Source organism: uncultured Campylobacter sp., from assembly GCF_937959485.1.
Lineage (GTDB): Bacteria > Campylobacterota > Campylobacteria > Campylobacterales > Campylobacteraceae > Campylobacter_B.
The window spans coordinates 44,118-67,503 of record NZ_CALGPY010000006.1; the positions used below are offsets into that span (position 1 = coordinate 44,118).

Sequence of the window (23,386 nt, forward strand, 5' to 3'; positions counted from 1 at the left end):
AAAATCAGGATATATTTTATCTTTTTCTATCGAGAAAGACGAATTTTGGGCAGTTTAAAACTAAAAATTTTAATGGAAAAGTTGTAAAATTTTAGATTTAATGCGAGTAGATTTTGCGCGAAATTTTTTAAAATCTCGCGCATTATAAAAAGAGCTTCCTTTTGAATTGGGAAGCATAAATTTAAAGTATTATTTTCGAAGCTCTTTGATTTTAGCCGCTTTACCGCGTCTATCGCGTAGGTAAAATAGCTTCGCGCGGCGAACGCGTCCTTTTCTTAGAACCTCGATGCTTTCGATGCTTTCGCTGTAGATCGGGAAAATTCTCTCTACGCCGACGCTATTTGCGCCGATCTTGCGAATAATGAAGGTCTCGCTGACGCCGTTTCCGCGGCGCGCAATGCAGGTGCCTTCAAAATTTTGAATTCTACTCTTATCGCCCTCTTTGATCCTGATGGCTACCTTTAAGGTGTCGCCGGCACGGAAATCAGGCACACTTTTGCTTGTGATCTGAGCGTCCTCAAACGCTTGGATATACTTGTTTTTCATAAATTTCCTTTATTTCTGGCGATTTTTCGGTACATATCCGGGCGGAAGAACCTCGTTTTGCATAGCGCCATTTGATTTTTTAAACTGCGCATTTTAGCGTGATTACCCTTTAAAAACTCTGAAACTATAGGTAAATTTTCAAAAACATCAGGCTTCGTAAATGCGGGCGCCTCTAAAATTCCGCCTTCAAAGCTTTCTTCGACAAGCGAGCTTTCGTTGCCCAAAACGCCCTTTATGTTGCGGCTTATCGCATCGCACATGCAAAGCGCGCCGAGCTCGCCGCCGGTAAGGATGAAATCGCCGATGCAAAAAATTTCATCTACATATCTTTCGACTATGCGCTCATCAATCCCCTCGTAGCGCCCACAGATAAAGCATAGGCTCTCTTCGCCGCTTAGGCGCTTGGCATCGTTTTGGTTAAATTTTTTACCGGCGGGCGAGAGGTAGATAAACTTGGCGTTTTTAAATTTAGTTCTTACGTGTTCGATCGTTCCGGCAAGCGGCTCTGTGCCAATCAAAAGCCCCGCACCGCCGCCGATCATATAATCATCTACCTTTTTATACCGATTTGTCGTGAAATTTCGCGGGTTAAAAAAATGCGTCGCAATTATTTTCTTATCGACCGTGCGCTTTAAAATCGAGTCCTCAAAATACGGCGCGATAAGATTTTCAAACAGCGAAACGAAGATAAAATTCATGAGTTTTCCAAAATCGCGCGCGCATTTTGCGTAAAAATTTTACGCTCACTAAGCAAAATTTCTTTCACATAGGCATCCACGTAGGGGATAAAAAATTCTTTCGGCAGAGCCTGTAAGATTAAGCTTTCATCCGTTTCTACCTCAAAAAGATATCCGTTTCCGATCTGCAATATGTCCTTTACGCGCCCCAAAACCGCGCCGTTTTCATGAATTTCAAGCCCGATAATATCGAAGTAAAAAAACTCGCCCTTTTGCAATTTGCAAAATTTCCGCGTGTCCTCTTTGCTTCGGTAAAGGATTTGGTTGGTTAAATTTGCCGCCGCTTCTACGCTTTCGTAATTTTTAAAAATAGCGCTAGAATTTGCGCCGCTAAAGGATAGAATTTCTAAAATTTCGCCGTTTCGTAGATAAAATTTGGCGCCTTTTTTAAACTGAGAGGGGAAGTCGCTGCGATCGAAAATTTTAACCGCGCCCTTTAAGCCGATAGTCCGACCGAGCTTTGCGACCTCTAAAAGATCATCAGGCATCTTTGGCTTTGACGGTAATTTTATAATTGATCGGATCTTTTGCTTTGTAGCCGATGATGACGGTCTTTATGGCGTTTATCATTTTGCCGTCCTTGCCGATGAGTTTGCCTGTATCGGCCTTGTCGGCATAGACGATGATCTCGGTAAAGTTTTCACCGACCCGCTTTTGCGTAGAAACGGACTGCGGATAGTCGGCGATCAACTTTGCGTATTCTTTTATAAAATTTTCTACCATTTTATTTGCTTGTGATTTGGGCGACCCTATCGCTTAACTTCGCGCCTACACTCTTCCAGTATGCCAAACGCTCCGCGTCGAATTTGATATTATCGCTCTGTTTTAACGGGTTATAAAAACCGATCGTCTCGATAAAGCCGCCGTCGCGTCTTTTCCTGCTATCCGTTACCACGATGCGGTAAAAAGGCTGCTTCTTTCTTCCGATTCTTGTAAGCCTAACAACTGTTGCCATTTTTTCTCCTTAAATTTTTGTAAGTTTTAGAACTTGCAGATGGCTAAAACTTAAACATCTGCAAACTCTACCGAGAGGCTATCTCGGTAAATTTTGCCTTTGAGCGATCGAGGCAAGCCCCTGCATACCGCCCTTGCCCGAAAATTTCTTCGCAAGCTTCGAAGCGCCCGCGAACTGCTTCAAAAAGCGGTTTACTTCCACCTGCGAAAGTCCCGCGCCGGCAGCAAGTCTGCGCTTACGCGAATTATTTAGCAGATCGGGATTTTCGCGCTCTTTCGGCGTCATAGAATTGATCATCGCTTTGATATGAAGTATCTCTTTGGAGTTTTCCAAATCGATATCTTTTATCTTATTCGCCATGCCGGAAAGCCCCGGGATCATGCCGATTAAATTTTTCATATTGCCGAGCTTTTTCACACTTTCTAATTGATTTACGAAATCGTTAAAATTAAACTCGCCCTTTTTGATCTTTTTGTTTAGAGCCTTAGCTTCTCTTTCGTCGAAGACGGCGCTTGTTTTCTCGGCTAGCGTCGCTAAATCGCCCTCGCCCATAATGCGACCTGTAATTCTATCGGGTATAAAGCCCTCCAGATCGGCCACCTTCTCGCCGGTTCCGATAAAGCGAAGCGGGATGCCAAGCTGCTGCGCGATACCGAGGGCCACGCCGCCTTTGGTATCTGCGTCAAATTTACTTAAGATCACGCCCGTAAGGCCTAAAATTTCATCAAATTTAGCGGCCGTTTTAATGCCGTCTTGACCGCTCATGGCGTCCGCTACGTAAAAAATTTCATGCGGATTTAGAGCTTTTTTCATCTCTGCAAGCTGCGCCATTAGCGCCTCATCGATCGCAAGACGTCCCGCCGTATCTACGAGCAGTACGTCATAAAGCCCGCTCTTAGCCTTGCTTAGCGCTTTTTCCGCAACCTTTAGCGGATCGCTCTCGCCCTCGATGAAAAATAGCTCAATCTCGTTTGCTTCGCAAAGCTGGCGGAGCTGTTCGACCGCGGCTAGGCGCTGCAAGTCGCACGCTGCGACCAAGACCTTTTTTTTACGAAGTTTCAGATAGTTTGCAAGTTTTATCGTGCTTGTGGATTTTCCGCTTCCTTGGAGTCCCGTCATCAAAGCTACCGTAGGAGGCGTGCCGGCAAATACAAACCCCTGACTGCTGCCCCTAGGCGCCGTTAAAATTTTAGTCAAATTTGTCTTGATGGACTGCAAAAACGGCTTCTGTCCTATCGTGCCGATACGAAGATCGGCTTCGACGAGTGCCAAAAAATCCTTTACGACTTTGTGGTGCACGTCGGCCTTTAAAAGCGCCTTTTTTAGCGTCTCCAAGGCGTTTTTTAAAGCTTTTTCGTCATCGATTGTTTTTAATTTATTGACCGCGTTTTTAAACGACTCGCTTATGATCTCAAACACTTTGATCCCTTATAAAATTTTTAAACTTGCGATGTTACCTAAAATTAACTTAAAAGCCATTGAATATCAGAGATCCTTAGAAATTTCAAAGCCGAATTCGTTGAAGCTTGTACCTAGCGGAGCTTTAAATTTAAGCCCTAAAATTTCAGTCTCGTACGAGTGCAGAAACATCCGCTTCGCGCGGCTTTTAGCGTATTTTTCATCGCCTATTACGCCATAGCCCGCGTTCGCCAGATGCACACGGATCTGATGCGTCCTACCCGTCTCGATCCGCACTTTTACGAGCGATTTTTTGCCGCTTATCATCAGCGGATAAACCTCGCTAAATGCGCTCTTGCCGTTTGGCGAAATTTTAGAAAACGCGCCGCTTCTGGTCTTTATCGTCAAAATCGGCTCGTCAAATTTCATCTCTTCGCTCACGATCCCTTTTACGATCGCGATGTAGCTTTTCTTCACGCGCAAATTTTTAAATTCCGCAATCGCCGCTTCGCGAAATTCCTCGTTCTTATATAGCAGCACGACGCCGCTAGTCTCCTTATCCAGGCGGTTTAGAAGCCCGAATTTGTAGATTTTTTCCAAATTTTCGCTACTCATAAAGGGCGGCTTATTGACCGCCAAAACGTTCTCATCCTCGTAAATGATCGCGGGTTTTGCGGGCTTCATCACGCTAAATTTAGTATTTTCGCCGAGCATCTCGCGCGCTAGAGCGATCTTTGTGCCGCGCGCGCTTACAAGCCCCGCGTCGATGAGAGCCTTGGCTTCGTTGTGCGAGATGTTTTCCTGCGCCGCCAGCAGCTTGTAGGCTTTTTCTTGCATTAAATTCTTTCCTTAATTAAATTTTCTATCTCTTGCAGATCGCAAATTTTATCTATCCGCGTTCCCTTTAGCGGCTCTTTTAAAGCGTTTGAAATTTCGTTCGCGTCGCACAGAGCGATGTTTTGCACGAGCGCATACAGCGCCTTTTGATTATGAAAAAATCGTCCGCTGATGATCGGCACGCCGAAGCTCGCCGCCTCGATCGGGCTATGTCCGCCGATATTGCGCAAAAAACTGCCGCCTAAGATCACGACGTTTGAAATTTTATAAAAGTTCGCTAGCTCCCCGAAGGCATCGAGCAAGATAAAATCGCTCCCAAGCCCCGCGCCGCCGCTAAACCGCTCAAAGCTAAGCCCATGCTCGCGCGCCCAAGTCTTGCAAATTTCACGTACCTTTTCGAAGCGCTCCGGATGTCTCGGCGCCAGGATGATTTTTAGCTTTTGCGGAGCGGCGGTCGAAGCCGCCGTATTCGGTGCGGTAGAATTTAAAGACGCGCCGTTTAAAGGCGCCGTATTCGGCACGGCGGACGAAGCATCGCTTGAGCTCGCCGTATCCAAAGAAGCCGCGTTTAAATTTACCGGCTCAGTCGAGCCCGTCTCGCCGCGAAGCTCAGCCGCAGGCAAGCTCCTATCGCCATTAGAGCCCGTTGTGCGCGGGTATTTTTCGAGAGCACTCTGCGAGCCGTGAAATTTTATAAAATCGTTTAAATTTGATAAAACAAGCTCCTCTTCGCCCTCGTGAGTGTTTGAGATCGTAAGCACAAAGCTATTTGCGGACGCAGCAGAATAATCCTTCGTCGCAACGGCGATATTCGCGCTTTTTATGTTGCCCGCGACCCTTATATTTTTTGCGCCGAGCTCCCGCAGCCGCGCCGCATCAAGCTCGCTTTGCGCAAGCACCAAATCGATATTTTCAAACGCTTTGCGATAATAAAACTTAAAACGCAGATAACTCTCGTACGAGCGGTCGCTAATGCGCGCATTTAGCAGGATAACGTAGCTTCCGCGCGCCTTGGCGGAACGGATCAAATTTAGCCACAGCTCCGCTTCAAAGATCACCAGCACGCGGCTGCCTGCAAGCCAAAACGGAAGCCAGTTTTCAAACGGCAGGTAGCGAGAGTTCGGCGTGAGCGCACGCGCCGCACCGAAGCCCGTCTGCGTGGTCGTGCTAAGCGCGACGCTCTCAAATTTAGAAATTAGCGGCGCGAGAGCATTTACCTCGCCCAGGCTGCAAGCGTGAAAGTGCACCGCTGCGGGGCTAAATTTGGGGTTTTTGTATAGAAAAAATCGCGCCTTCAGGCTCGTACGGTATTTTTTTTTAAAGCTTAGGATAAAAATAAAAGGCGCAGCTGCAAGCCACGCCAAAAACGCCAAGGCGGTGTAGATCACTCGGCTTCTTTATATAAAATTCTGCCGCAATACGGGCAGGTTACGATGTCGTCGCTTTTGATGACCGCAGAGTAAGTCTTATCGCTTATGCGCATAAAGCAGCCGTAGCAGGCCTGTTTGCGCACCGGCGAGACCGCCGTATTGCCCGCCCACTTGCGGATCTTTTCGTAGAATGAGACGGTTTTGGGGTTCATCGTCTGCATTAGCTTGTCGCGCTTGGCGTAGATCGCGCCGCGAGCGACTTCGACCTCGCCCATCTCGGCGCTTACCTGCTCTTGCAAACTTTTTAACTCGGCTTCAAACGCCTCTTGGTTTTCGCTCTGCTCTTTTACGAGCGCTTCCTTTGCGGCTACGATCTTTTCCAGCCTTTCGATCTCCTCGTTTGTGGCTTCGAGCTGCTCTTTTGCGATGTCCTCTTCGACGCTAAGGGCTTTGATCTCCTTTTCTGTTTTTGCCGCGCCGCTTTTTTTACCCGTGCTTTTTAGTTTGGACGAAAATGCACTAAGCTGCGCGTTTGCTTGTAAAATTTGAGATTTTAGCTCGGCGATCTCCGCATTTAGAGTTTCGATCTGTTCTTTTGCGCCTGAAATTTCGCCGCTTTTTTTGCCCAGCTTCTCCTGCGCGGCCTCGATTTTAGGCTTAAATCCGTCCAGCTGCTTATCGAATTCGCAAAGCTCTACCAATTGGCTTAAATATTTGTTCATCTTTTTCCTTTAATAATACGTAAATGGATTTTTTTGCTCGCTTATTATAACTTCAATTTCGCTTTTTTGCAAGAAAGGTGCGAGCGCGCGCCCAAAATAGCGCTCGCTTTCAAAATGATTTATGTCGATCAAACTCACGCCGTTTTCTAAATTTTGAAGTGCGGCGTGATATTTTATGTCGCCCGTGATGAAGCAGTCCACGCCCAAGCTTTGATTTAGTTCGCTTCCGCTGCCGGTGCAAAGCGCGATATTTTGGATAAAATTTTTCGTCTTCACGGCGCGCAGATGCTCGATGCCAAGCTTGCGTTTTATATCCGCGCACAGAGCCTCAAAGCTCAAATCTGCGCGCATGAAAACCAAAAATTCCCGCTCATCCGTAATTTCAAATTTTAAAATTTCGCGCGCTACGAACCCGTTTAAAACGTGCTTGTCAAAGTTCGTATGCATCGCGACGAGAGAGATATTTTTGCGGATCATCTCATAGATCAAATTTGCAGGATAGAGCCGCGAATCAAGCGATTTTAGCGGACTGAAAATCAGCGGGTGGTGCACCACGAAAAGCGAGCCCGCCTCAGCCTCGCGCACCAGCTCGCTAGTAACGTCGAGGCTTAGATAAATTTTTGAAATTTCATCATCCAAGCTTCCGAGCATTAGCCCGCTATTATCCCACGCTTCCGCGTCGCAAAAGGGCGCGGCGGCGTTTAAAATTTCATAAATTTCGCCCGTTTTCATAAATCCTACTTTGCGCTTTCATCCGCTTTGTCTGCGGCGTTTTTCTTGCAGTGGGCGTTTTTTAAATTTACGCCTGCGGAGTTTGCGTTTGCCGCGCCGCCCTCTTTGCCGCCTTTTTTATCGATGCATGCCGTGCCGCAAAGATCGGCGACATATTTTTGCGGATCTGCGTAGCAAAGCGCGCAGTTTTTGGCAAGATCGCGGATCTTTAAAATATAATCCTGCCTCTGCGTGACCGAGATCGCTCCGCGTGCGTCAAGGACGTTGAACGTGTGAGCCGCGAGCATGCAGTAATCATACGCGGGAAGCGCCAGGCCGTGTTTTAGGATGCTTTTGCACTCGCCGAAGCAGTTTTCAAACTGATTAAAAAGCATCGCGGTATCCGCAAGCTCGAAGTTGTATTTGCTAAACTCGAACTCGCCCCTTTTATGCACGTCGCCGTAGGTTACTAGCCCCGCTTTATCGTCCCAGACGATGTCGTAAACGTCGTCTTTATTTTGCAGATACATCGCCAAGCGCTCAAGCCCGTAGGTGATCTCGCCGCTAATTAGCTCGCACGTGATGCCGCCTACTTGCTGAAAATAGGTAAACTGCGTCACCTCCATGCCGTCTAGCCAAACCTCCCAGCCAAGCCCCCAGGCTCCTAGCGTCGGGCTCTCCCAGTTGTCTTCCACGAAGCGGATATCATGACTTTTAAGATCTAACCCCAGCTTTTCCAAGCTTTTTAGATAGAGTTCTTGGATATTATCCGGGCTCGGCTTTAAGATCACCTGAAACTGATAATACGCGCCGAGGCGGTTTGGGTTTTCGCCGTAGCGCCCATCTGTTGGGCGACGCGAGGGTGCTACGTATGCCGCGCGCCAAGGTTTGCTTCCTAGACTGCGCAAAAAGGTAGCCTGATGATAGGTGCCTGCGCCCGCGGGCATATCGTAGGGCTGAACGAGCAAGCAGCCCTGCTCGTGCCAGTAATTTTGAAGCGTCAAAATAATCTGTGAAAACGTCATTTTTATCCTTTTATCGATATGTAAATTTAAATTTTATCTTCTAAGTGCTTTTCAAAGCCTGTCTCAAAGGCTCTTTGCGGCTCTAAAAATTTTTCAAATTTCAGCCGAGCATTCGCCCGCCCTCGTAGGCTCGTTCGCAAAATCAAAAACCGCGTAATCGTCCGCTTCGATATGTAATTTTTCGCCGGTTTCATCGCGCTCATTTTTGCAGCACTGCTTTGCGGATTTGCAAGCTTCGTCGTGGCTTTCTTTATGGTGCCGTTCCTCCGAGTAAGTGCCTATTAGCACGGAGCATTCGCCCTGCGCGCCGTTTTCATAGTCGTAATATGCGGCGTAAATTTCGTTTTTCTCGGCGCTGCTTCTGCTAGCGTTAAATTTTAAAAACTCACCCCACAAATTTGCGATCACCCCCTCGCCCGCTCATCTCATCTGCGTTATTCGTGCGAGTCTTTGGCTCACAAATTTCAAAGCTCTCGCGCAATTTTAAAATTTTCAAAGTTTAGCCCTCAAGCAGCACTTCGATCTGCTCAGAGTCCTTTTTCAGAGCCTCCGCTTTTGCGGCGCGATCCGCCTTTAGCTTCGAGCTTAGCACCTCGTCGCTTAAAGCTAAAATTTGCAACGCCAGATACGCCGCGTTTTTCGCGCCCGCCTTGCCGATCGCAAGCGTCGCGACGGGGATACCCGCAGGCATCTGCACGGTCGAATACAGCGCATCTACGCCGCTAAGCGCGCTGCCGCCGAGCGGAACGCCCAGCACCGGCTTGGTCGTATTCGCAGCGACCGCGCCCGCAAGATGCGCCGCCATGCCCGCCGCGCAGATGAAGACCTGCGCGCCCTTTTTCTCGGCGTCCGCGACGTATTTTGCCGTGCGGGCGGGGCTTCGGTGCGCCGAAGATACGATCATCTCGTACGCCGCGCCGAATTCGTTTAAAATTTTAGCCGCCTCGTAAACGACCTCGTAATCGCTCTTTGAGCCCATTATTATAGAAACAAATTTCATTCCATCTCCTTTCTTAAAAAGCAAAACTCCGCGAGCTTCACAGGCAGCTTAATCTCATTTAGATTGCCGCTGTGAATCTCACTAAATTCCTTACCGCTGCGGCTTTGCAGCTTCTTAAATTTTAAATATGGCTTGCCGCTAAGCTCGTAAATTTCGCCGATTTCATTATCGCAAGCGCAAATTTTAAAGCCGCGCGGAGCAAAAATTTCATACGAAACGCCGGGTAAAATTTTATCTTTGACGCTTATAAACTCGCCGTCTTGCGAGATTGCGCAGACCTGATGCGTGCCAAGCTCGATGCTGCGGTCTAAATTTTGCGTATCCTCTCGCTCGTACGGGCGCTTTATCAAATATCCGTCGCTAAAACCGCGGTTTTTAAGCGTCGCGATCTCGCGCTCGTAAACGCCGGCCTCAAATTTATCGCTCACGGCATCGTCGATCGCCGCACGATAAGCGTTCGTGGCGCATGCGACGTAGTATTCGCTCTTGGTGCGCCCTTCGATTTTAAAGCTGTCGATCGCGCCCGTTTGCATAATCTTTTGCACGTGCGAAATGAGGCTAAGATCCTTCGCGTTCATTACGAAAGTGCCCTCCCCTTCACGCTCTTGCAAGCGGAAAAGCGCGCTGGTTTCGGGATTTTTCGCGTAAAGCTCGTAGTTAAATCTGCAGTCGTTCGCGCAGCTTCCGCGGTTGCTGAAGCGCCCGCTTTGCACCGCGCTAACAAGACAGCGCCCGCTGTATGCGAAACACATCGAGCCGTGCACGAAAATTTCAATCTCGAGGTTCGGAATTTTTTCTTTAATCTCCACGGCGTCTTTGAGCGTCATTTCTCGCGCTGCGACGATGCGGACTGCGCCCAGCTCCGCCCAAACCTGCGCGTCGAGATAATTTAGCACGTTGGCTTGGGTGGAAACGTGAATCGGAATTTCTGGAGCTACGGCTCGCGCGAGGCTCGCAACACCCAAAGTGGCGATTAAAATTCCATCCACGCGCAGATCGCGAAGAAATTCCAAATGCCTTTCGATATTTCCTAGCTGACCGTTGGTCGCAAAGCCGTTCACGGTCGCGTAGAGCTTCTTGCCGCGCTCGTGCGCGTACGCGACGCCCTGCGCGAAGCTTTCCTTGCTAAATTCCTTCGCGCTTCGCTGGCGCAGCGAAAATGAGCCGGTGCTTGCATACACGGCGTCCGCGCCGTAAGCCAGGGCGATTTTTAGTTTCGTTAAATTCCCCGCAGGAGCTAAGAGTTCGGGTTTTTTCAAATACATTCCTAGTGATTTTTTAAGCGCGATTTTACTACAATTTAGCCAAAATTTTATTTAAGGAGCAGTTGATGCGAGCCGATCTACACAACCACACCTATCTTTGCAACCACGCTAGCGGCGAGCCGCGACAGTATTTGGAAGCCGCGATCGCACGAGGCATAGAAATTTTCGGCTTTGCGGATCACGCGCCGATGAACTTCGATCAAAAATACCGAATGAGCTTCGAGCAGATGGAGCTTTATGAGCGGATGATTAGGGATCTGCGGGATGAGTTTAGCGGGCGGATCGACGTGCGGCTGGGATATGAGGTCGATTTTATGACGAAAAAAGAGCTAATGGATGAGCGGATTTTCGCGCGCGAGGTTGATTATCTCATCGGTTCGGTGCATTTTTTAAACAACTGGGGCTTTGATAACGAGGAATTTTTAGATCAGTGGAGCGGGCGCGAGATAGACGACGTTTATCGCGAATACTTTGCGCTGATCTGCGCGCTGTGCAAAAGCGGCAAATTCGACATTTTAGGACACATGGATCTGATTAAAATTTTTAAATTTACTCCGAAAAAAGATATTAGAGTTTTGGCTGGCGGCGCGATAAATGCGATCAAAAAAAGCGGTATCGTCGTGGAGCTAAACTCCGCGGGGCTTCGCAAGCCCGCAAATGAAATTTATCCAAGCGACGCGCTTTTGGCTATGCTAGCAGATGCAGACGTGCCGATCACGCTTGGCTCGGATGCGCACTCGGTTGCCCAAGTAGCGCTAAATTACGATAAAATTTATGCCAAAGCGCGCGAGTTCGGCTACGAGCGGATCGCAGTTTTCAAAAACCGCGAGCGGCAGTTTGTAAAGCTAGCGTAAATTTTAACGGCAGCCGCTTTTAAATTTCAAACAAGCGCGGACAGCGAGAAATTTTAAAATTTCAAAATCTTCAGTGGCGTGAAAATTTCAGATTTCAAAAGGCATGGCGGCGCAAAATTTTAAAAATCGCGGCGCGCAAAACGGCGCAGATAAAGTCGAATTTCAACTAAATAATGTTAAAATCCGCCGTTAAATTTAGCCCGAATACGGGCGGAAAAAAGGAAAAAATATGGGAAAATTTGTTAATGACGTGAAGGAATTTTTTAAATTTTGCGATGAAAACGAGGTCGAGTTCGTGGATTTTAGATTTACCGATCTAAAGGGCACCTGGCACCACGTCGCTTACAACTACAAGCGTCTGCCGAAGGACTTCGCCGACGGAATTCCATTCGACGCAAGCTCGGTAGCGGCATGGCAGCCGATCGATAAATCCGATATGATGCTAAAGCCCGACGTAGAAACGGCGTTTTTGGATCCGTTCACCGCGGACGTTACGATCATCGTCATCTGCGACGTTTACGACATCTATAAAAACGAGCTTTACGAAAAATGCCCGCGCTCGATCGCTAAAAAAGCCGAGCAGTTTCTGCAAACCACGGGCCTTGGAGATACCTGCTACTTCGGACCGGAGAATGAATTTTTCGTTTTCGACGACGTAAAGATCATCGACGATATGAACTGCGCGATGTTTAAGGTGGATACCGAAGAGGGGCATTGGAACAGCGGTAAAAACTACAAAGACGGCTTTAATAGCGGCCACCGCCCGGGCGTAAAGGGCGGCTACTTTCCCGTCCAGCCAGTCGATTCGATGGTTGATCTACGCGCCGAAATGCTAAAAGTACTCGAGCAGATCGGGCTTGAGACCTTCATCTGCCACCACGAAGTAGCGCAAGGCCAGGGTGAGATCGGCGTTAAATACGGCACCCTCGTCGAGGCCGCCGATAACGTGCAAAAATACAAATACGTCGTAAAGATGGTCGCGCACCTAAACGGCAAGACTGCTACCTTTATGCCAAAGCCGCTCTACGGCGACAACGGCAGCGGAATGCACGTGCACCAATCGATCTGGAAAAAGGGCAAAAACACCTTTTATAAAAAGGGCAACTATGCAAATTTAAGCGACGCGGCGAGGTGGTATATCGGCGGTGTGCTAAAGCATGCGCGCAGCGTCGCGGCGTTTACGAACCCGAGCACCAACAGCTACAAGCGCCTGATCCCGGGCTTTGAGGCGCCATCCATTCTAACTTATTCGAGCCAAAACCGCTCGGCTTCGATCCGCATCCCTTACGGCAGCGGCGAGCACTCGGTGCGCGCGGAGATGCGCTTTCCTGATAGCACGGCGTGCCCGTATTTGGCGTTTGCAGCGATGCTGATGGCCGGTATCGACGGCATCAAAAACAAAACCGAGCCGGTCGGGCCGATGGATGAGAATTTATTCAAACTGCACCTAGATGAAATTCGCGAGCGCGGCATCGAGCAGCTTCCGCACACGCTTCGCGGCAGCCTAGAGGCGGTGATCCGCGATAATGAGTATCTGCGCCCGATAATGAGCGAGCTTTTTATCGAGACCTATCAGCATTTTAAATTTGAAACGCAGGTTTGGCCTTACGAGGCACGCCCTACGCCGTTTGAGTTTGCGACGAATTATTCGTGCTAAGGCTAAATTTTATGTCGCGCCGTCCGGTTTTTATGAGGCGGTGCGGCATAGAGCCTTGGAATTTTAAAATTTCGCCGCGCGCGAACTTTTAAAGCTCTACCGCATGCGCGAACTTAAATACCGCCCGTGAAGCTTCAACTCTTTTACCGTAAACGTGAAATTTTATACTTTCTGCTCATTTTGCTTGGAATTTTATCGATAAACTTAGGCGTGAAATTTTATGAATTCAAAGAATTTCGCGCGAAAAACTACGCTTTTTACGACGCGCAAATTTTAAACGCCTACGCCAAAACGAACGAGCGCGGCCGCACCTACACGGTGCTAAAGCTCAAAACGGCGGATTTCACCCTCTACACGACTGCCGGGCTCGGGCGGGAATTTCACCGCTTCGCGCGCATAAATATCGGCATCGTGACGAAAAACGTAAAATTTTTAGATTTTTTAAAGCAGCGCTTTTACGCGCCAAATTTTAAAATCGGAGACGAGACCGCGCCCTCCGGGGCAAAATGGCGCGCTATAGAATTCATTCGCGCTCAACACGAAGATGAGATGACGGCAGATCTTTACTCCGCGCTGTATTTTGCGACCGAGATTTCAAAACCGCTGCGCGCTAGCGTGACAAACTGGGGCATAGCGCATATCATCTCGATCAGCGGCTTTCACCTGGGCATTATCTTTAGCACGGTCTTTCTGCTCGCGATGCCGATCTACCGCTATTTTCAGGATCGCTACTTTCCGTACCGCAGCGCTAAGCGCGATCTTAGCGTATTCGTGATCGTGCTGATGAGCGGATATCTCTTCGTGCTTGATTTTACGCCGAGCTTTCTGCGCTCGCTTGCGATGTGCTGCGTGGGGTTTTTCCTCGCGATGCGAAATTTCTACGTCGTGAAATTTGCAAATCTCTTCTTAACGATCGCGCTTCTGCTTGCGTTTTTCCCGCACTTAGCTTTTTCGATCGGACTTTATTTCTCCTGCCTAGGCGTGCTGTATATTTTCCTCTACCTGCACCACTTCGCGCCCAAATTTAAGCTCTGGCAGAACGTCGTACTTTTTAACCTCTACGTTTGGCTCAGCATGAACGTAGCGGTCTATTATTTCTTCCCGACCGCGAGCTTGCAGCAGCTTAGCGTAATGCCGCTGGGATACGTTTTCGTGATCTTTTATCCGCTAAGCATCTTTTTGCATCTATTCGGATTCGGCGGCGCGCTCGATACGCCGCTGCTTGCGTTTTTAAATTTTACTTTGCCGAGCTTTCAAGCGCAAATTCCGCCGCTTCTTTTCGCGCTCGCAAACATCTGCGCGCTCGCTGCGATAAAGCTTCGCTACGCAGCGCTTGGCTGCGCGATAATCGGAATTTCGCCGATATTTTTTATAACGTAGCGCGCGAAAATTCCAGCAGGAATTTTATCCGTTGGAATTTTATGCTAAAATCGCGCTTCAAATCTCACAAAGGATCAAAATGTTTATTGCAAACCTCACTTACGTTAAAGAAATTAGCGAAATCGATCGCTTTATCAACGAGCACAACGCGTTTTTAGACCGATTTTATGCGGCGGATAAATTTATCTGCTCTGGGCGCAAAGTCCCTCGCACGGGCGGCATCATCTTAATCAACGCCAAAGACCGCGCGGATCTTGATGAGATCATCGCGCAAGATCCGTTCTTTCAAAACGGCGTCGCAAAATACGAGATCATAGAATTTGCGCCGACGAAATTTGCGCCCGAGTTTTGGCGACTTTTCGGCGAATAGAGGGCTTGCGCGGGTTAAATTTTAAAATTTACGCGCTCAAACACCCCTCTGAAATTTAGCCGTTTTGCGCGCGAGATAAAATTCCCGCTAAATTTAAAAGCCGGTCGCGGCGGTAAATTTAGATAAGCTTAAAACCGAAATTATACAAAACGGCTAAATTTAAAGGAGATTTTATGCAGGTAAAACTGCGGCTCGCAACGCCGCAAGATGCGGAGGCGCTGCTTGAAATTTACGCGCCTTACGTAAAACAAACGGCGATCAGCTTCGAATACGACGTGCCCAGCGCCGCGGAATTTGCGGAGCGCATCGAGCAAACGCTGCAAAGATACCCCTATCTGCTCGCTTACGCAAGCGACGAGGCGGCAGGCGCAAACGATGAACGGGATGAAAATTTTAAAATTTCTGCGGGCGCAGAGAGTGAAATTTCGCCCGCAGACGAAGCGCGAGATCGCACAAACGCCGCGACGAAACAAAATGGCGCAAATTTAATCGTCGCGGCAAAGCAAAGCGGCGCAAATTTAAAACCGAATCAAATCCTCGGCTACGCCTACGCTTCGGTTTTCAAAGAGCGGGCGGCATACGATTGGTCGGCGGAAAGCTCGGTCTATGTATCGCAAAACGTGCGCGCTCTGGGTATCGGCAGGCTGCTCTACGAGACGCTACAGCGCGCGCTCAAGGCTCAAAACATCGCAGATATGAACGCTTGCATCGCTTGCGGAGATGACAAATATCTAAACGACGCTAGCGTGCGATTTCACGAGCGTATGGGCTTTCGCTTCGTCGGCAGATTCGAGCGCTGCGCCTATAAATTCGGCCGCTGGTACGATATGGCGTGGATGCAAAAGCCGATCGGCGAGCATCTGCAAAATCAGCCCGCAATGAAGCCTTTCGCGCGCTTTAGAGATGAAATTTGCGCGGGCGCGGGCATTAAAATTTAATTTAAAGGAAAAACTTTGACGCACTTTATCATAGACGACGAAAATATCGACGTCGATAATATCTTCGACGTCGTAAATCTAAAAGAGGGCGACGAGCTAAATATCGTCTCCAACACCGCTAAAAAGATCGGCGCCTTGACCCTTGCGCGCCTATCCAAGATGGGCGTTAGCATAGGCGAGGTTTTTACGATCGGTAAGCAAAGAAAGGACTTCGCCGATAAGATCATCGTGTTTTTGATGGGCAAGCTCTGCGGGCAGGAGGGCAAGATCGGCATCGTCAGCAACGACAAATTTTACGACGACGTGATAGAATTCTTTAACAATCTAAACTACCGCAAAAATCCTAAATTTGAAAAGATCAGTCTAGCCTCGCACGCCGCAGGAGCGAGCGCAAAACAAAGCAAAGCAAGCGGCGCAGCGGAGAAAAAAGCCCAAAAAGCGGAGCCGAAGGCCGTGCAACAGGAACAAAAGGCTGCAAATTCTAAAATCGCCAAAGCAGACCTCGCCGCGGCGGAGGCGCTGATCCCGCAGTGCGTGAGCCTGCAAGCCCTCTATGCCGCGTGCGTCGCAAAGCTCGGCAGAGCCAAAGGCTGCGAAGCCTACCGCGAGATCAAGGACGGCGCGCGGACGCGATACGCGAGCATCGCCTACGATAGCGACTTAAAAGACGGCGCCGTAAGGCGAAACGCGATCAAACTCTACCGCGAAAGCGGCGGCGATATGGCGGAATTTCACAATAAGCTGACGAGCGAATACAAACACGCGGGACCTGAAATTTATAAAGAATTTAAAGAAAAACTCGTCGGAAAGATGATCTAGGTGCCTCGGCGCAAGGGTTTGAGGCGCAGCGATAGTATGCGTCGCGACGTAGCGGCGAAGCGTGGCCTGGCGGCGTTAAGATGCGTCGTTGCGGCGTGCGGTATGGTACGGTGCAGCATAAGTGCGCCCGAAATAAAACTATTTGCTTGCGCGGAGTCGGTTTTATTTTGCCGTATATGACGAAGCAGAGCCCGGGCACTTAGGCATAGCAGCAGAGTAAAGATATATACGACAAATTTCATTCTGCTAGGTCTAATCCGGGCTAATCATAATTAAAGTTATATGGTTCGTAGCCGAAAATATGCAATGTCTTTAAAGCCAGCTCTCTGATCTCTATCCAGGATTTGTTCTGATAGACCAAGTAATAGCCATCTTCTTCCCCCTTTAATATACTGTCATCTTCAGTGTACTTATCTATGAGCTCCTTAAGTTCTCTTAGCGCATCCCTCTCGTATGGCAGGAAGCAAAATCTAAATTGCCCTAATAAAGCATTCTTGCATTCATCATATAGCCAATCTACTATTTCGTCTGCCAATACATAGTAGTCCTTTGTGGGATGAACGATATATTTGTCCTGATATTCCAAAGAAGCCATTCGACTTAGATGACACATAAGAGCACCTTTCTCAAATATCTCTTTTCCGTTAATTTGCATTTGGGTTTCCTTTTATTGGGATGTGGGTTTCGTTGGTTTTGGATTTTAAATCCCCGCGCTCATAAAAATCATCAAGAGTGAAACCAAGTATATTCAGTAGTTTTAATGACTTCTCCATTATCTTTTTCCAAATTTCAGACATATTATCATATATCTCATCGTAGTCATATTTGCTATAAAAATAATCGATCATTTCTTTATACTCTGCTATGGCTTTTAGTTCTGTTTCTGTAAATAGAAATTTGTATTCCGGTCTCTGGGCTATCTCTAGAGGATTATATACATATTCGACTAATTCGCCCGGTGTTGCATATTCATCGATAGTGGAATTATCTATATATCTAATCTGATGTTTTCTAGATGCAAGACAATATAAAGGCTCGACGATAAAAGCCTTTTGTGCATTATTTTTCTGCATTTGGGTTTCCTTTTATTGGGATATGAGTTTGCCCGCATTATATCGTAATATATTTTTAAAATTCTCGCAGAAATTATCATTTTATAAAACTACTATTTTAAAAGCGCAATTTGTTTTAAAGCCTTTTTCGCGCACTCCCTCAAATCCTCTTCGCTTAATGAATCACCTACCGTATCATCACCCCTCAACTCTTCGTCCGGTTTGAATTCATCGATATCGGTAAGAAGCCTGTTTAGCGGCTCATAATATTCATCGGAAAAATTTTTATCATTAATAAATTTATCCCAATATATCTCTTCAAATTCAAATACGTCGATTCTATTTTGCAAAAATCCTATATTATTTTTATATATTCCTCTATCACAATGAGCTCCTTTTGGATGTATTTTAATCACCCGCCGCTTTAATACCTAGAACCAACCATAAATTACTACCGATATTCACGCCTTCGCATAAATTTTTTATAATTGTTAAGTCGTTAGAAGAAATTTTTATATCATATTCATACATTTGAACTAAAAAATCTTCCAGCGCTATACCATATTCTCCAGCCTTAACCAGTTCTTCCAAATAAATTACAAAGTCGCGCCGACCGACTTCGGCAAATTCATCTTTGTAATTACTGAATAAATTTAAAAATATCGGATCGCTGTATCTCATTCGCTTCTTTCCTTAAATTTATTTCTCGTAGCCGCTTCATAATCTTCTAGCTTCTAATTTCTATTTGAATATCAAGCAAGTCATCGTGATCTGGGTATTTGGCAGTCTCCGAGAGCGTAAATTTTATCACGTCTAACAACTGCCTAGCCAGATCGCTGTATTTTTTCTTAAATGCATTAAAATTTAAGAAAATTAGCTTTAAATCGTCTCGAACGCCTTGCTTATTTTTTAAACCGTATCGTGAGTTTTCTTCTTTTTCCTCGATATATTCGCTATAGCTTTCCCACTCGTCTTTATCTTTATATTGCTCCCACTCTTCCTCTTTGTAGTCTTTCCATTCCTTAAATCGCAGAAACCAAAAGAAATCTGCGAATGCATCAGGGCCGATACGTAGCGGTAAAGACAGCTTTTCGGATAAATATGAGTATAACTTATGCTCTATTTCTTTGGGACAATAATCATGCCACTCATCAATATATCTTCTGTCTTTTTGCAACTCATCAAAGTCAATCACTACTTCTATCATTTTTCCTCACCCCAACTATGCTAACACATATTTTCTTAAAATTCTAAAAATCAAACAAACGCAAATTAACGCGAACTCGCCTTTATTAAATTTTAGTACAAATCAGACCAAAAAGGCACATACGGGCATTTTCTAATCGGCTCAAGAGGATTTTTACTAAATTCCCTCAAAAAGTAGTCATATAAATTTTTCCCATAATAAATGACATCGGTATAGTGTATAGATAAGACCGGTGGATCCGGTAATTTAAGACACGGCATATATCTATGGGAATATACGGGTATAATCTTAGGCGCGATTTTGGCTGCCTCTAGTATAATGGCTCGCTTGCGAGATTTGTCTTCGGGCATCGGACCCCATTTTTGCGTATTCCAATAGCTCTCATTTGGAAAAATTTCATCAATAGGATCGTTTTTTAAGTACTCAAAGACGTAGTTCATGGCCTGCTTTATCTCCTTTATATTTTCATCGCTAAAGTCTCTCCAATTATAAAATTCTACCGAAATGGGCAATGTATATGATAAAAAATCTCTTAGGCTTTTTGGAAATTTAAACTCATAAATTTGCTCTATTTTGTCTATTTCGCCCTCTTTCAAACCATCGCTCAATTCTATGCCGCTCTTTTCTAGCAGCTCTTTTATTTGCTTATACATATTCTATTTTATCCTTATAAGGCTTTTAGTCGTAATCGAAGTCATCAAGCTCATAACCAAAAATTTGGATTGTTTTTAGAGCTAATTCGCGTAGTCCGCAAAAGGTGCTATTGTGGTATATAAAATCTTCATAGTCTGTCATAGAAGCCTCTTCCTCCCAAAATTTTGAATCACACTCCGTAAATTTATCTAGCATTTTGGCTATCGCTTTACGTTCCTCCATACTGAAATAAATTTTGTTTGATTCCGCTAGGGCTATTTTGCAAGCGCTCTCACAATCTTCTATTAAATCTATGCACAACAAATACTTATCCTTTGTGGGGTTAAGCATATATTTTTCTTGGCATTTTAATGAAGCAAGGCAGCATAATTCTCTCAATAGCCTTTCTTTTATTGACATTTTATTCTCCTAAATTTTATATCCCGTACCACTTCGTTACATTTCCCTCTTCGTCGATATCGACCTCTATGTGTTCGTATTTATTGTAGAGGCTAGGAATTAAAATTTCATCATAATATTTTTTGCCGCATTCGGTGATAAATATATACATATTATGATGGCACCACCGATTAGGCTCTTCCCAAAAAGCGCAGTCTGCGTGAGTATAATTTTTTAGAGGTTCGTATGAGCGGGCTATAAATTTATCTAAATTATAAAAGAAATTTTCTCTTAAAATTTTCCATTCTTCAAATTTTATTATATTTAAATTTATATTAGCGCTAGTTTTATATTTTATGTCGGTATCTATGAAATTATTTAGATAAAACTGCCCAAAGAGCATTATTAAAATATCTTTTACATTCTCATCACATAAATTAAAATTATGAATTAATGTGCTGGCGATAGAGTCGGTTTCATAAACTTCGGTGCTTTCCATTAGGCTAAACGCCTCGAGCTCATAAAAATCTAGCGATCTTTTCCCGCTTGCAGCTTGGAAATCTTTAAAAATCTTAAACCTAAAATCTTCCGCTTCGCTAAAGAAATATACGTATGGATTTAAATTTAGATCAAGTGCTTTTACTCTCATTTTATACCGTCCAAATTATTGTTTTGCGCATTTTAGCCTTGTTTTGCATAATAAGCTCTTCCCTGCTCTGTTTCTGTTACGCAAAAATATTTGCTATTTACGCCGACCGGCTCATAATTTTTATCATCTCTTAAAATATTTAAAATTTCAGATTTATCGTGTATCTCTTTCATTTCTGTATCATAACCCCAATTTGAACTAAACAATCTTATATAACCTTGCTCGTATAAGGACAATAAAATTTCTTTCGCCACTTTAAGCGAATTGGCAACGTTAATAGAATTTAATTCCCAAACGATCTCCCATAAAGGGATATAATCGCCATCTTCAACTATTCCCGATAAAATAGTTAAAATCGTCTTTTTATTCATTTAAAACCGCATTTCCGAACCAGTCTAATCAAAGTCATAGTTGAAGTCATCTAAATCATATCCGAAAATTTGGATTGTTTTTAAGGCTAGCTCTCTGATCTCTATCCAAGATTTATTGTGATAGACCAAATATTCATAATCATCTACGTATAATGATCTATCGTCCTTAAAGTTTTTAAGAATAAGAGACTTAAGCTCTCTTAGTGCATCCCTTTCGTATGACAAGAAATAAAATTCAAATTCCTCCAATAGGGCATTAGCGCAGGAATCACATAAAAAATATACCATCTCCTTAGGATTTTCGCAATCTTCATCTGTAGTGTGCACAAGATATTTATCCTGATATTCCAAAGAAGCCATTCGCCACAGATAAAACATAAGCCCACCTTTATAGAATATCTCTTTTCCATTAATTTGCATTTGGGTTTCCTTTTATTGGGATATGGGTTTCGTCTAGCATTCTAAACTCACATATTTTAATAAAATTTTCGGTCTTATATACAGTTCTATCTGCACCATTATGTCTATAGCAAAATTTTGTCCTATTTCTATAAATTCGCCATCTTTATTTCTTCTGATGTTTAAGGACTCGATGCATTCGGCGGTAAATTCCACAGCTGTCTCCCTGCCTGCTTTTATAGTAATTTCCACCCATCCCTCGACTATACAATATGTAAATATTAGCCCGTCTATTTCGAACGTATATTTTCCAATATCGCTATCTATTTCATCCGGGTAAAAACCAAAAAAATCGCTCATCTCCATCACGTCGGGATACGTTTTTATATATGTCATTTTATGCCTTCCTTTTGGGATGATAGTTATAAATTTTATACTTTAATCATGCCGAGAAAATAAATTTCATACAATTACATACACCGAGCTTTGATTAAATTTAGCCTCTGAAAAATCTACGATCTTTTCATTATCTCTTAAAGTATAAAGCTCGAAATCTGCGCTCAGCTCATCGATATTATAGAAATCCAAACATAAAGCAAATCTACTGTTCTCAATATCCATATTTTCGATCTTTTCCTTTACCAATTTCAAAAATAAAAGGCATTCTTTAATAAAATCATCTTCCTTTAAATTTGGATTTTTGATCTCCACTTCATTGATCGACCACTCAAAATCGCTTAAGCCTTGATATATTGAAGAATTAATTAAAATGTTCTCTGTTGTGGCTATTCTTTCTCTTTTAAGATTCTTGATAAAAAATATTCCTGTGTCAAGATAGATCAGGCCTTCGCGCAATAGCTGCTTTAATTGCGATATTTTCAGATCTTTGATTGAGCCGCTAAGAGCAATAAATTTAATTAAATTCGGATCGGCATACAAAGTTCCTCTTTTTATCTCTCTTGCTTCTTGCACTCTGGAAAATAGCTCTTCATTATTTTTAGGCAGAAGAAAAACCGCTTTGTTCAAATTAACCTCTTTTTTATCTATCGTCACTTTTGCCTTGCTGTTTTTCTCGCAAAATTTTAAAAAGTTGATTCCATATTTAATCTCGTCGTTTAGCCCTATACAGCCAAAACCCTTGCTATCATGCGGATAGACGGCTAAATTTAAACTCGGAAAAACTATAAAACACCATTCGTTTATCGAATAATCATAGCACATTAAAAATTTAGCCAGCTCTTTTATGTCGTCCCATTTCAGAATGTCCATTCTTATGCACATAGCGGGCAACGGATATTCTTTATCTCTAGCTAGAGAAAAATACTCATTTTGTTCTTGCAAAATTCCAAGATCTTTAAATTTATCGTATAACGGCTTTACCTGCGAGATTGCTTTATATTTTTTGTATACTTTATCATCACACATTAGAGCGCTTACGATAAATACTTCATCGCTATATTTTCTAAAAAAGTTATCGAATAATTTTATCGCTAAATTTACTCCGCTTAGCCAGCCCTTGCTTTCGATCTCAAAGAAACCGATCCAGTTTTTAGAAGCGCTGAAGCTGCTAAAATTTATATCGCTCAGCCTTAAACTACTATTTTTCAAATTTAATAACTTTTTCATCTTTACCCACCGTAATTTTTGCTTTTGCTAAATTATACACCTTATTTGCGAAGCAAAGATCATTTATATTAATTTTCATAGAAAAATTTGATTTTATAAAAATTTTCATCCCCTGACGCAACCACTAATAATAAGCTTTTTATACGGCGAAATCTATCGAAAATATTCGGCTTTGTATCTTCTTGATATTTATACGTTTTAAAACATTCGCTTTTTGCGTCTATATCTACGTCGCGCCAACTTCCGTTTAGAAATATATCATTAGAGATAGAAATAATGCCTTGCATTATTTCTGGGTCCAACTCTTTGTTTTTATAATGCCGCAAAATCTTTTTTAAATCAGCTTCTAATTTCCAATATTCATCATCGGACCATAGATTATTATCCAAAATCATACCTATAAAGGAATTTGCATCATATCTATCATCAAATGCGGTATTTCTATAAAAATTTACAAGATTCATTG

Annotated in this window: 32 protein-coding genes and 1 pseudogene; 6 read left to right on the top strand and 27 right to left on the bottom strand. The window is 44.5% G+C overall.

Going from position 1 to position 23,386, the window contains the following annotated elements; genetic code table 11:
• Positions 1-189: 189 nt before the first annotated feature.
• The 14 genes and pseudogenes from rplS to Q0380_RS05100 form a co-directional block, all read right to left on the bottom strand.
• Complete coding sequence (rplS, locus tag Q0380_RS05035; RefSeq protein ID WP_005873155.1) at positions 190-546, bottom strand: 50S ribosomal protein L19; 357 nt, start codon at positions 544-546, stop codon at positions 190-192.
• On the bottom strand, positions 543-1,244 hold the full coding sequence (gene trmD / locus Q0380_RS05040) for a tRNA (guanosine(37)-N1)-methyltransferase TrmD (RefSeq protein ID WP_298960930.1): 702 nt from the start codon (positions 1,242-1,244) through the stop codon (positions 543-545). The genes rplS and trmD overlap by 4 nt, the downstream gene beginning before the upstream one ends.
• Positions 1,241-1,771, bottom strand: coding sequence for a ribosome maturation factor RimM (gene rimM / locus Q0380_RS05045; RefSeq protein ID WP_298960933.1), 531 nt, complete (start codon positions 1,769-1,771; stop codon positions 1,241-1,243). Before rimM ends, trmD begins: the two co-directional genes overlap by 4 nt.
• Positions 1,764-2,006: a KH domain-containing protein gene (locus Q0380_RS05050; protein WP_005873158.1), complete on the bottom strand. Its 243-nt coding sequence runs from the start codon at positions 2,004-2,006 to the stop codon at positions 1,764-1,766. The genes rimM and Q0380_RS05050 overlap by 8 nt, the downstream gene beginning before the upstream one ends.
• Position 2,007: 1 nt before the next feature.
• Positions 2,008-2,238 (bottom strand): 30S ribosomal protein S16, encoded by a 231-nt coding sequence (gene rpsP / locus Q0380_RS05055; protein ID WP_291939688.1) that lies wholly within the window; start codon positions 2,236-2,238, stop codon positions 2,008-2,010.
• Between the two features lie 78 nt (positions 2,239-2,316).
• Entirely contained in the window at positions 2,317-3,657 is a 1,341-nt protein-coding gene (ffh, locus tag Q0380_RS05060; RefSeq protein ID WP_298021392.1) for a signal recognition particle protein, read from the bottom strand.
• 66 nt (positions 3,658-3,723) lie between these two features.
• The gene (locus Q0380_RS05065) at positions 3,724-4,473 is read right to left on the bottom strand and encodes an RluA family pseudouridine synthase (RefSeq protein ID WP_298960938.1); all 750 of its coding nucleotides are present in this window, start codon (positions 4,471-4,473) and stop codon (positions 3,724-3,726) included.
• Positions 4,473-5,861 (bottom strand): 3-deoxy-D-manno-octulosonic acid transferase, encoded by a 1,389-nt coding sequence (locus Q0380_RS05070; RefSeq protein WP_298960941.1) that lies wholly within the window; start codon positions 5,859-5,861, stop codon positions 4,473-4,475. The genes Q0380_RS05065 and Q0380_RS05070 overlap by 1 nt, the downstream gene beginning before the upstream one ends.
• Positions 5,858-6,565 (bottom strand): zinc ribbon domain-containing protein, encoded by a 708-nt coding sequence (locus Q0380_RS05075; protein ID WP_298960944.1) that lies wholly within the window; start codon positions 6,563-6,565, stop codon positions 5,858-5,860. The genes Q0380_RS05070 and Q0380_RS05075 overlap by 4 nt, the downstream gene beginning before the upstream one ends.
• A gap of 9 nt (positions 6,566-6,574) precedes the next feature.
• Complete coding sequence (locus Q0380_RS05080) at positions 6,575-7,297, bottom strand: Nif3-like dinuclear metal center hexameric protein (RefSeq protein WP_298960947.1); 723 nt, start codon at positions 7,295-7,297, stop codon at positions 6,575-6,577.
• Between the two features lie 167 nt (positions 7,298-7,464).
• Positions 7,465-8,301, bottom strand: a pseudogene (gene glyQ / locus Q0380_RS05085) (glycine--tRNA ligase subunit alpha); the annotation flags it as partial.
• A gap of 93 nt (positions 8,302-8,394) precedes the next feature.
• Positions 8,395-8,709: a hypothetical protein gene (locus Q0380_RS05090; RefSeq protein WP_298960949.1), complete on the bottom strand. Its 315-nt coding sequence runs from the start codon at positions 8,707-8,709 to the stop codon at positions 8,395-8,397.
• Positions 8,710-8,800: 91 nt separating this feature from the next.
• A complete protein-coding gene (purE, locus tag Q0380_RS05095) occupies positions 8,801-9,301 on the bottom strand; it encodes a 5-(carboxyamino)imidazole ribonucleotide mutase (protein WP_298960951.1) in 501 nt (166 codons plus the stop codon).
• Positions 9,298-10,560: a peptidase U32 family protein gene (locus tag Q0380_RS05100; RefSeq protein WP_298960953.1), complete on the bottom strand. Its 1,263-nt coding sequence runs from the start codon at positions 10,558-10,560 to the stop codon at positions 9,298-9,300. Before Q0380_RS05100 ends, purE begins: the two co-directional genes overlap by 4 nt.
• Before the next feature lie 71 nt (positions 10,561-10,631).
• On the opposite strand from Q0380_RS05100, the gene Q0380_RS05105 reads away from it, so the two are divergent.
• From Q0380_RS05105 to Q0380_RS05130, 6 genes are all read left to right on the top strand, one after another.
• Positions 10,632-11,420, top strand: coding sequence for a histidinol-phosphatase (locus Q0380_RS05105; RefSeq protein WP_298960955.1), 789 nt, complete (start codon positions 10,632-10,634; stop codon positions 11,418-11,420).
• Between the two features lie 229 nt (positions 11,421-11,649).
• Entirely contained in the window at positions 11,650-13,077 is a 1,428-nt protein-coding gene (glnA, locus tag Q0380_RS05110) for a type I glutamate--ammonia ligase (RefSeq protein WP_298783151.1), read from the top strand.
• A 126-nt stretch (positions 13,078-13,203) separates the two neighbouring features.
• A complete protein-coding gene (locus Q0380_RS05115; RefSeq protein ID WP_298960958.1) occupies positions 13,204-14,457 on the top strand; it encodes a ComEC/Rec2 family competence protein in 1,254 nt (417 codons plus the stop codon).
• Between the two features lie 79 nt (positions 14,458-14,536).
• Positions 14,537-14,827: a YciI family protein gene (locus Q0380_RS05120; protein ID WP_298960960.1), complete on the top strand. Its 291-nt coding sequence runs from the start codon at positions 14,537-14,539 to the stop codon at positions 14,825-14,827.
• 173 nt (positions 14,828-15,000) lie between these two features.
• On the top strand, positions 15,001-15,765 hold the full coding sequence (locus Q0380_RS05125; RefSeq protein ID WP_298960963.1) for a GNAT family N-acetyltransferase: 765 nt from the start codon (positions 15,001-15,003) through the stop codon (positions 15,763-15,765).
• A gap of 15 nt (positions 15,766-15,780) precedes the next feature.
• The gene (locus tag Q0380_RS05130) at positions 15,781-16,584 is read left to right on the top strand and encodes a hypothetical protein (RefSeq protein WP_298960966.1); all 804 of its coding nucleotides are present in this window, start codon (positions 15,781-15,783) and stop codon (positions 16,582-16,584) included.
• 262 nt (positions 16,585-16,846) lie between these two features.
• On the opposite strand, the gene Q0380_RS05135 is transcribed toward Q0380_RS05130, so the two are convergent.
• The 13 genes from Q0380_RS05135 to Q0380_RS05195 form a co-directional block, all read right to left on the bottom strand.
• On the bottom strand, positions 16,847-17,239 hold the full coding sequence (locus tag Q0380_RS05135; RefSeq protein WP_297963224.1) for a phytanoyl-CoA dioxygenase: 393 nt from the start codon (positions 17,237-17,239) through the stop codon (positions 16,847-16,849).
• A complete protein-coding gene (locus Q0380_RS05140; RefSeq protein WP_298960968.1) occupies positions 17,229-17,657 on the bottom strand; it encodes a hypothetical protein in 429 nt (142 codons plus the stop codon). Before Q0380_RS05140 ends, Q0380_RS05135 begins: the two co-directional genes overlap by 11 nt.
• Before the next feature lie 92 nt (positions 17,658-17,749).
• Positions 17,750-18,052: a colicin immunity domain-containing protein gene (locus Q0380_RS05145; RefSeq protein WP_298960970.1), complete on the bottom strand. Its 303-nt coding sequence runs from the start codon at positions 18,050-18,052 to the stop codon at positions 17,750-17,752.
• A complete protein-coding gene (locus tag Q0380_RS05150; protein ID WP_298960973.1) occupies positions 18,045-18,317 on the bottom strand; it encodes a hypothetical protein in 273 nt (90 codons plus the stop codon). Before Q0380_RS05150 ends, Q0380_RS05145 begins: the two co-directional genes overlap by 8 nt.
• 46 nt (positions 18,318-18,363) lie before the next feature.
• On the bottom strand, positions 18,364-18,843 hold the full coding sequence (locus Q0380_RS05155) for a hypothetical protein (protein WP_298960975.1): 480 nt from the start codon (positions 18,841-18,843) through the stop codon (positions 18,364-18,366).
• Positions 18,844-18,935: 92 nt separating this feature from the next.
• Positions 18,936-19,496: a hypothetical protein gene (locus Q0380_RS05160; protein ID WP_298960978.1), complete on the bottom strand. Its 561-nt coding sequence runs from the start codon at positions 19,494-19,496 to the stop codon at positions 18,936-18,938.
• A 25-nt stretch (positions 19,497-19,521) separates the two neighbouring features.
• Positions 19,522-19,896 carry a hypothetical protein gene (locus Q0380_RS05165; protein WP_298960981.1) on the bottom strand — a complete coding sequence of 125 codons (375 nt, stop codon included), beginning with the start codon at positions 19,894-19,896 and terminating at the stop codon, positions 19,522-19,524.
• A gap of 16 nt (positions 19,897-19,912) precedes the next feature.
• Positions 19,913-20,524: a hypothetical protein gene (locus Q0380_RS05170; RefSeq protein WP_298960984.1), complete on the bottom strand. Its 612-nt coding sequence runs from the start codon at positions 20,522-20,524 to the stop codon at positions 19,913-19,915.
• A gap of 32 nt (positions 20,525-20,556) precedes the next feature.
• Entirely contained in the window at positions 20,557-20,895 is a 339-nt protein-coding gene (locus Q0380_RS05175) for a hypothetical protein (protein WP_298960986.1), read from the bottom strand.
• Between the two features lie 24 nt (positions 20,896-20,919).
• Complete coding sequence (locus Q0380_RS05180) at positions 20,920-21,315, bottom strand: phytanoyl-CoA dioxygenase (protein WP_298960987.1); 396 nt, start codon at positions 21,313-21,315, stop codon at positions 20,920-20,922.
• A 33-nt stretch (positions 21,316-21,348) separates the two neighbouring features.
• Positions 21,349-21,690: a hypothetical protein gene (locus Q0380_RS05185; protein ID WP_298960990.1), complete on the bottom strand. Its 342-nt coding sequence runs from the start codon at positions 21,688-21,690 to the stop codon at positions 21,349-21,351.
• 66 nt (positions 21,691-21,756) lie between these two features.
• Positions 21,757-22,920 carry a hypothetical protein gene (locus Q0380_RS05190; protein ID WP_298960993.1) on the bottom strand — a complete coding sequence of 388 codons (1,164 nt, stop codon included), beginning with the start codon at positions 22,918-22,920 and terminating at the stop codon, positions 21,757-21,759.
• A 68-nt stretch (positions 22,921-22,988) separates the two neighbouring features.
• The gene (locus Q0380_RS05195; RefSeq protein ID WP_298960996.1) at positions 22,989-23,384 is read right to left on the bottom strand and encodes an Imm41 family immunity protein; all 396 of its coding nucleotides are present in this window, start codon (positions 23,382-23,384) and stop codon (positions 22,989-22,991) included.
• Between the last annotated feature and the right edge of the window lie 2 nt (positions 23,385-23,386).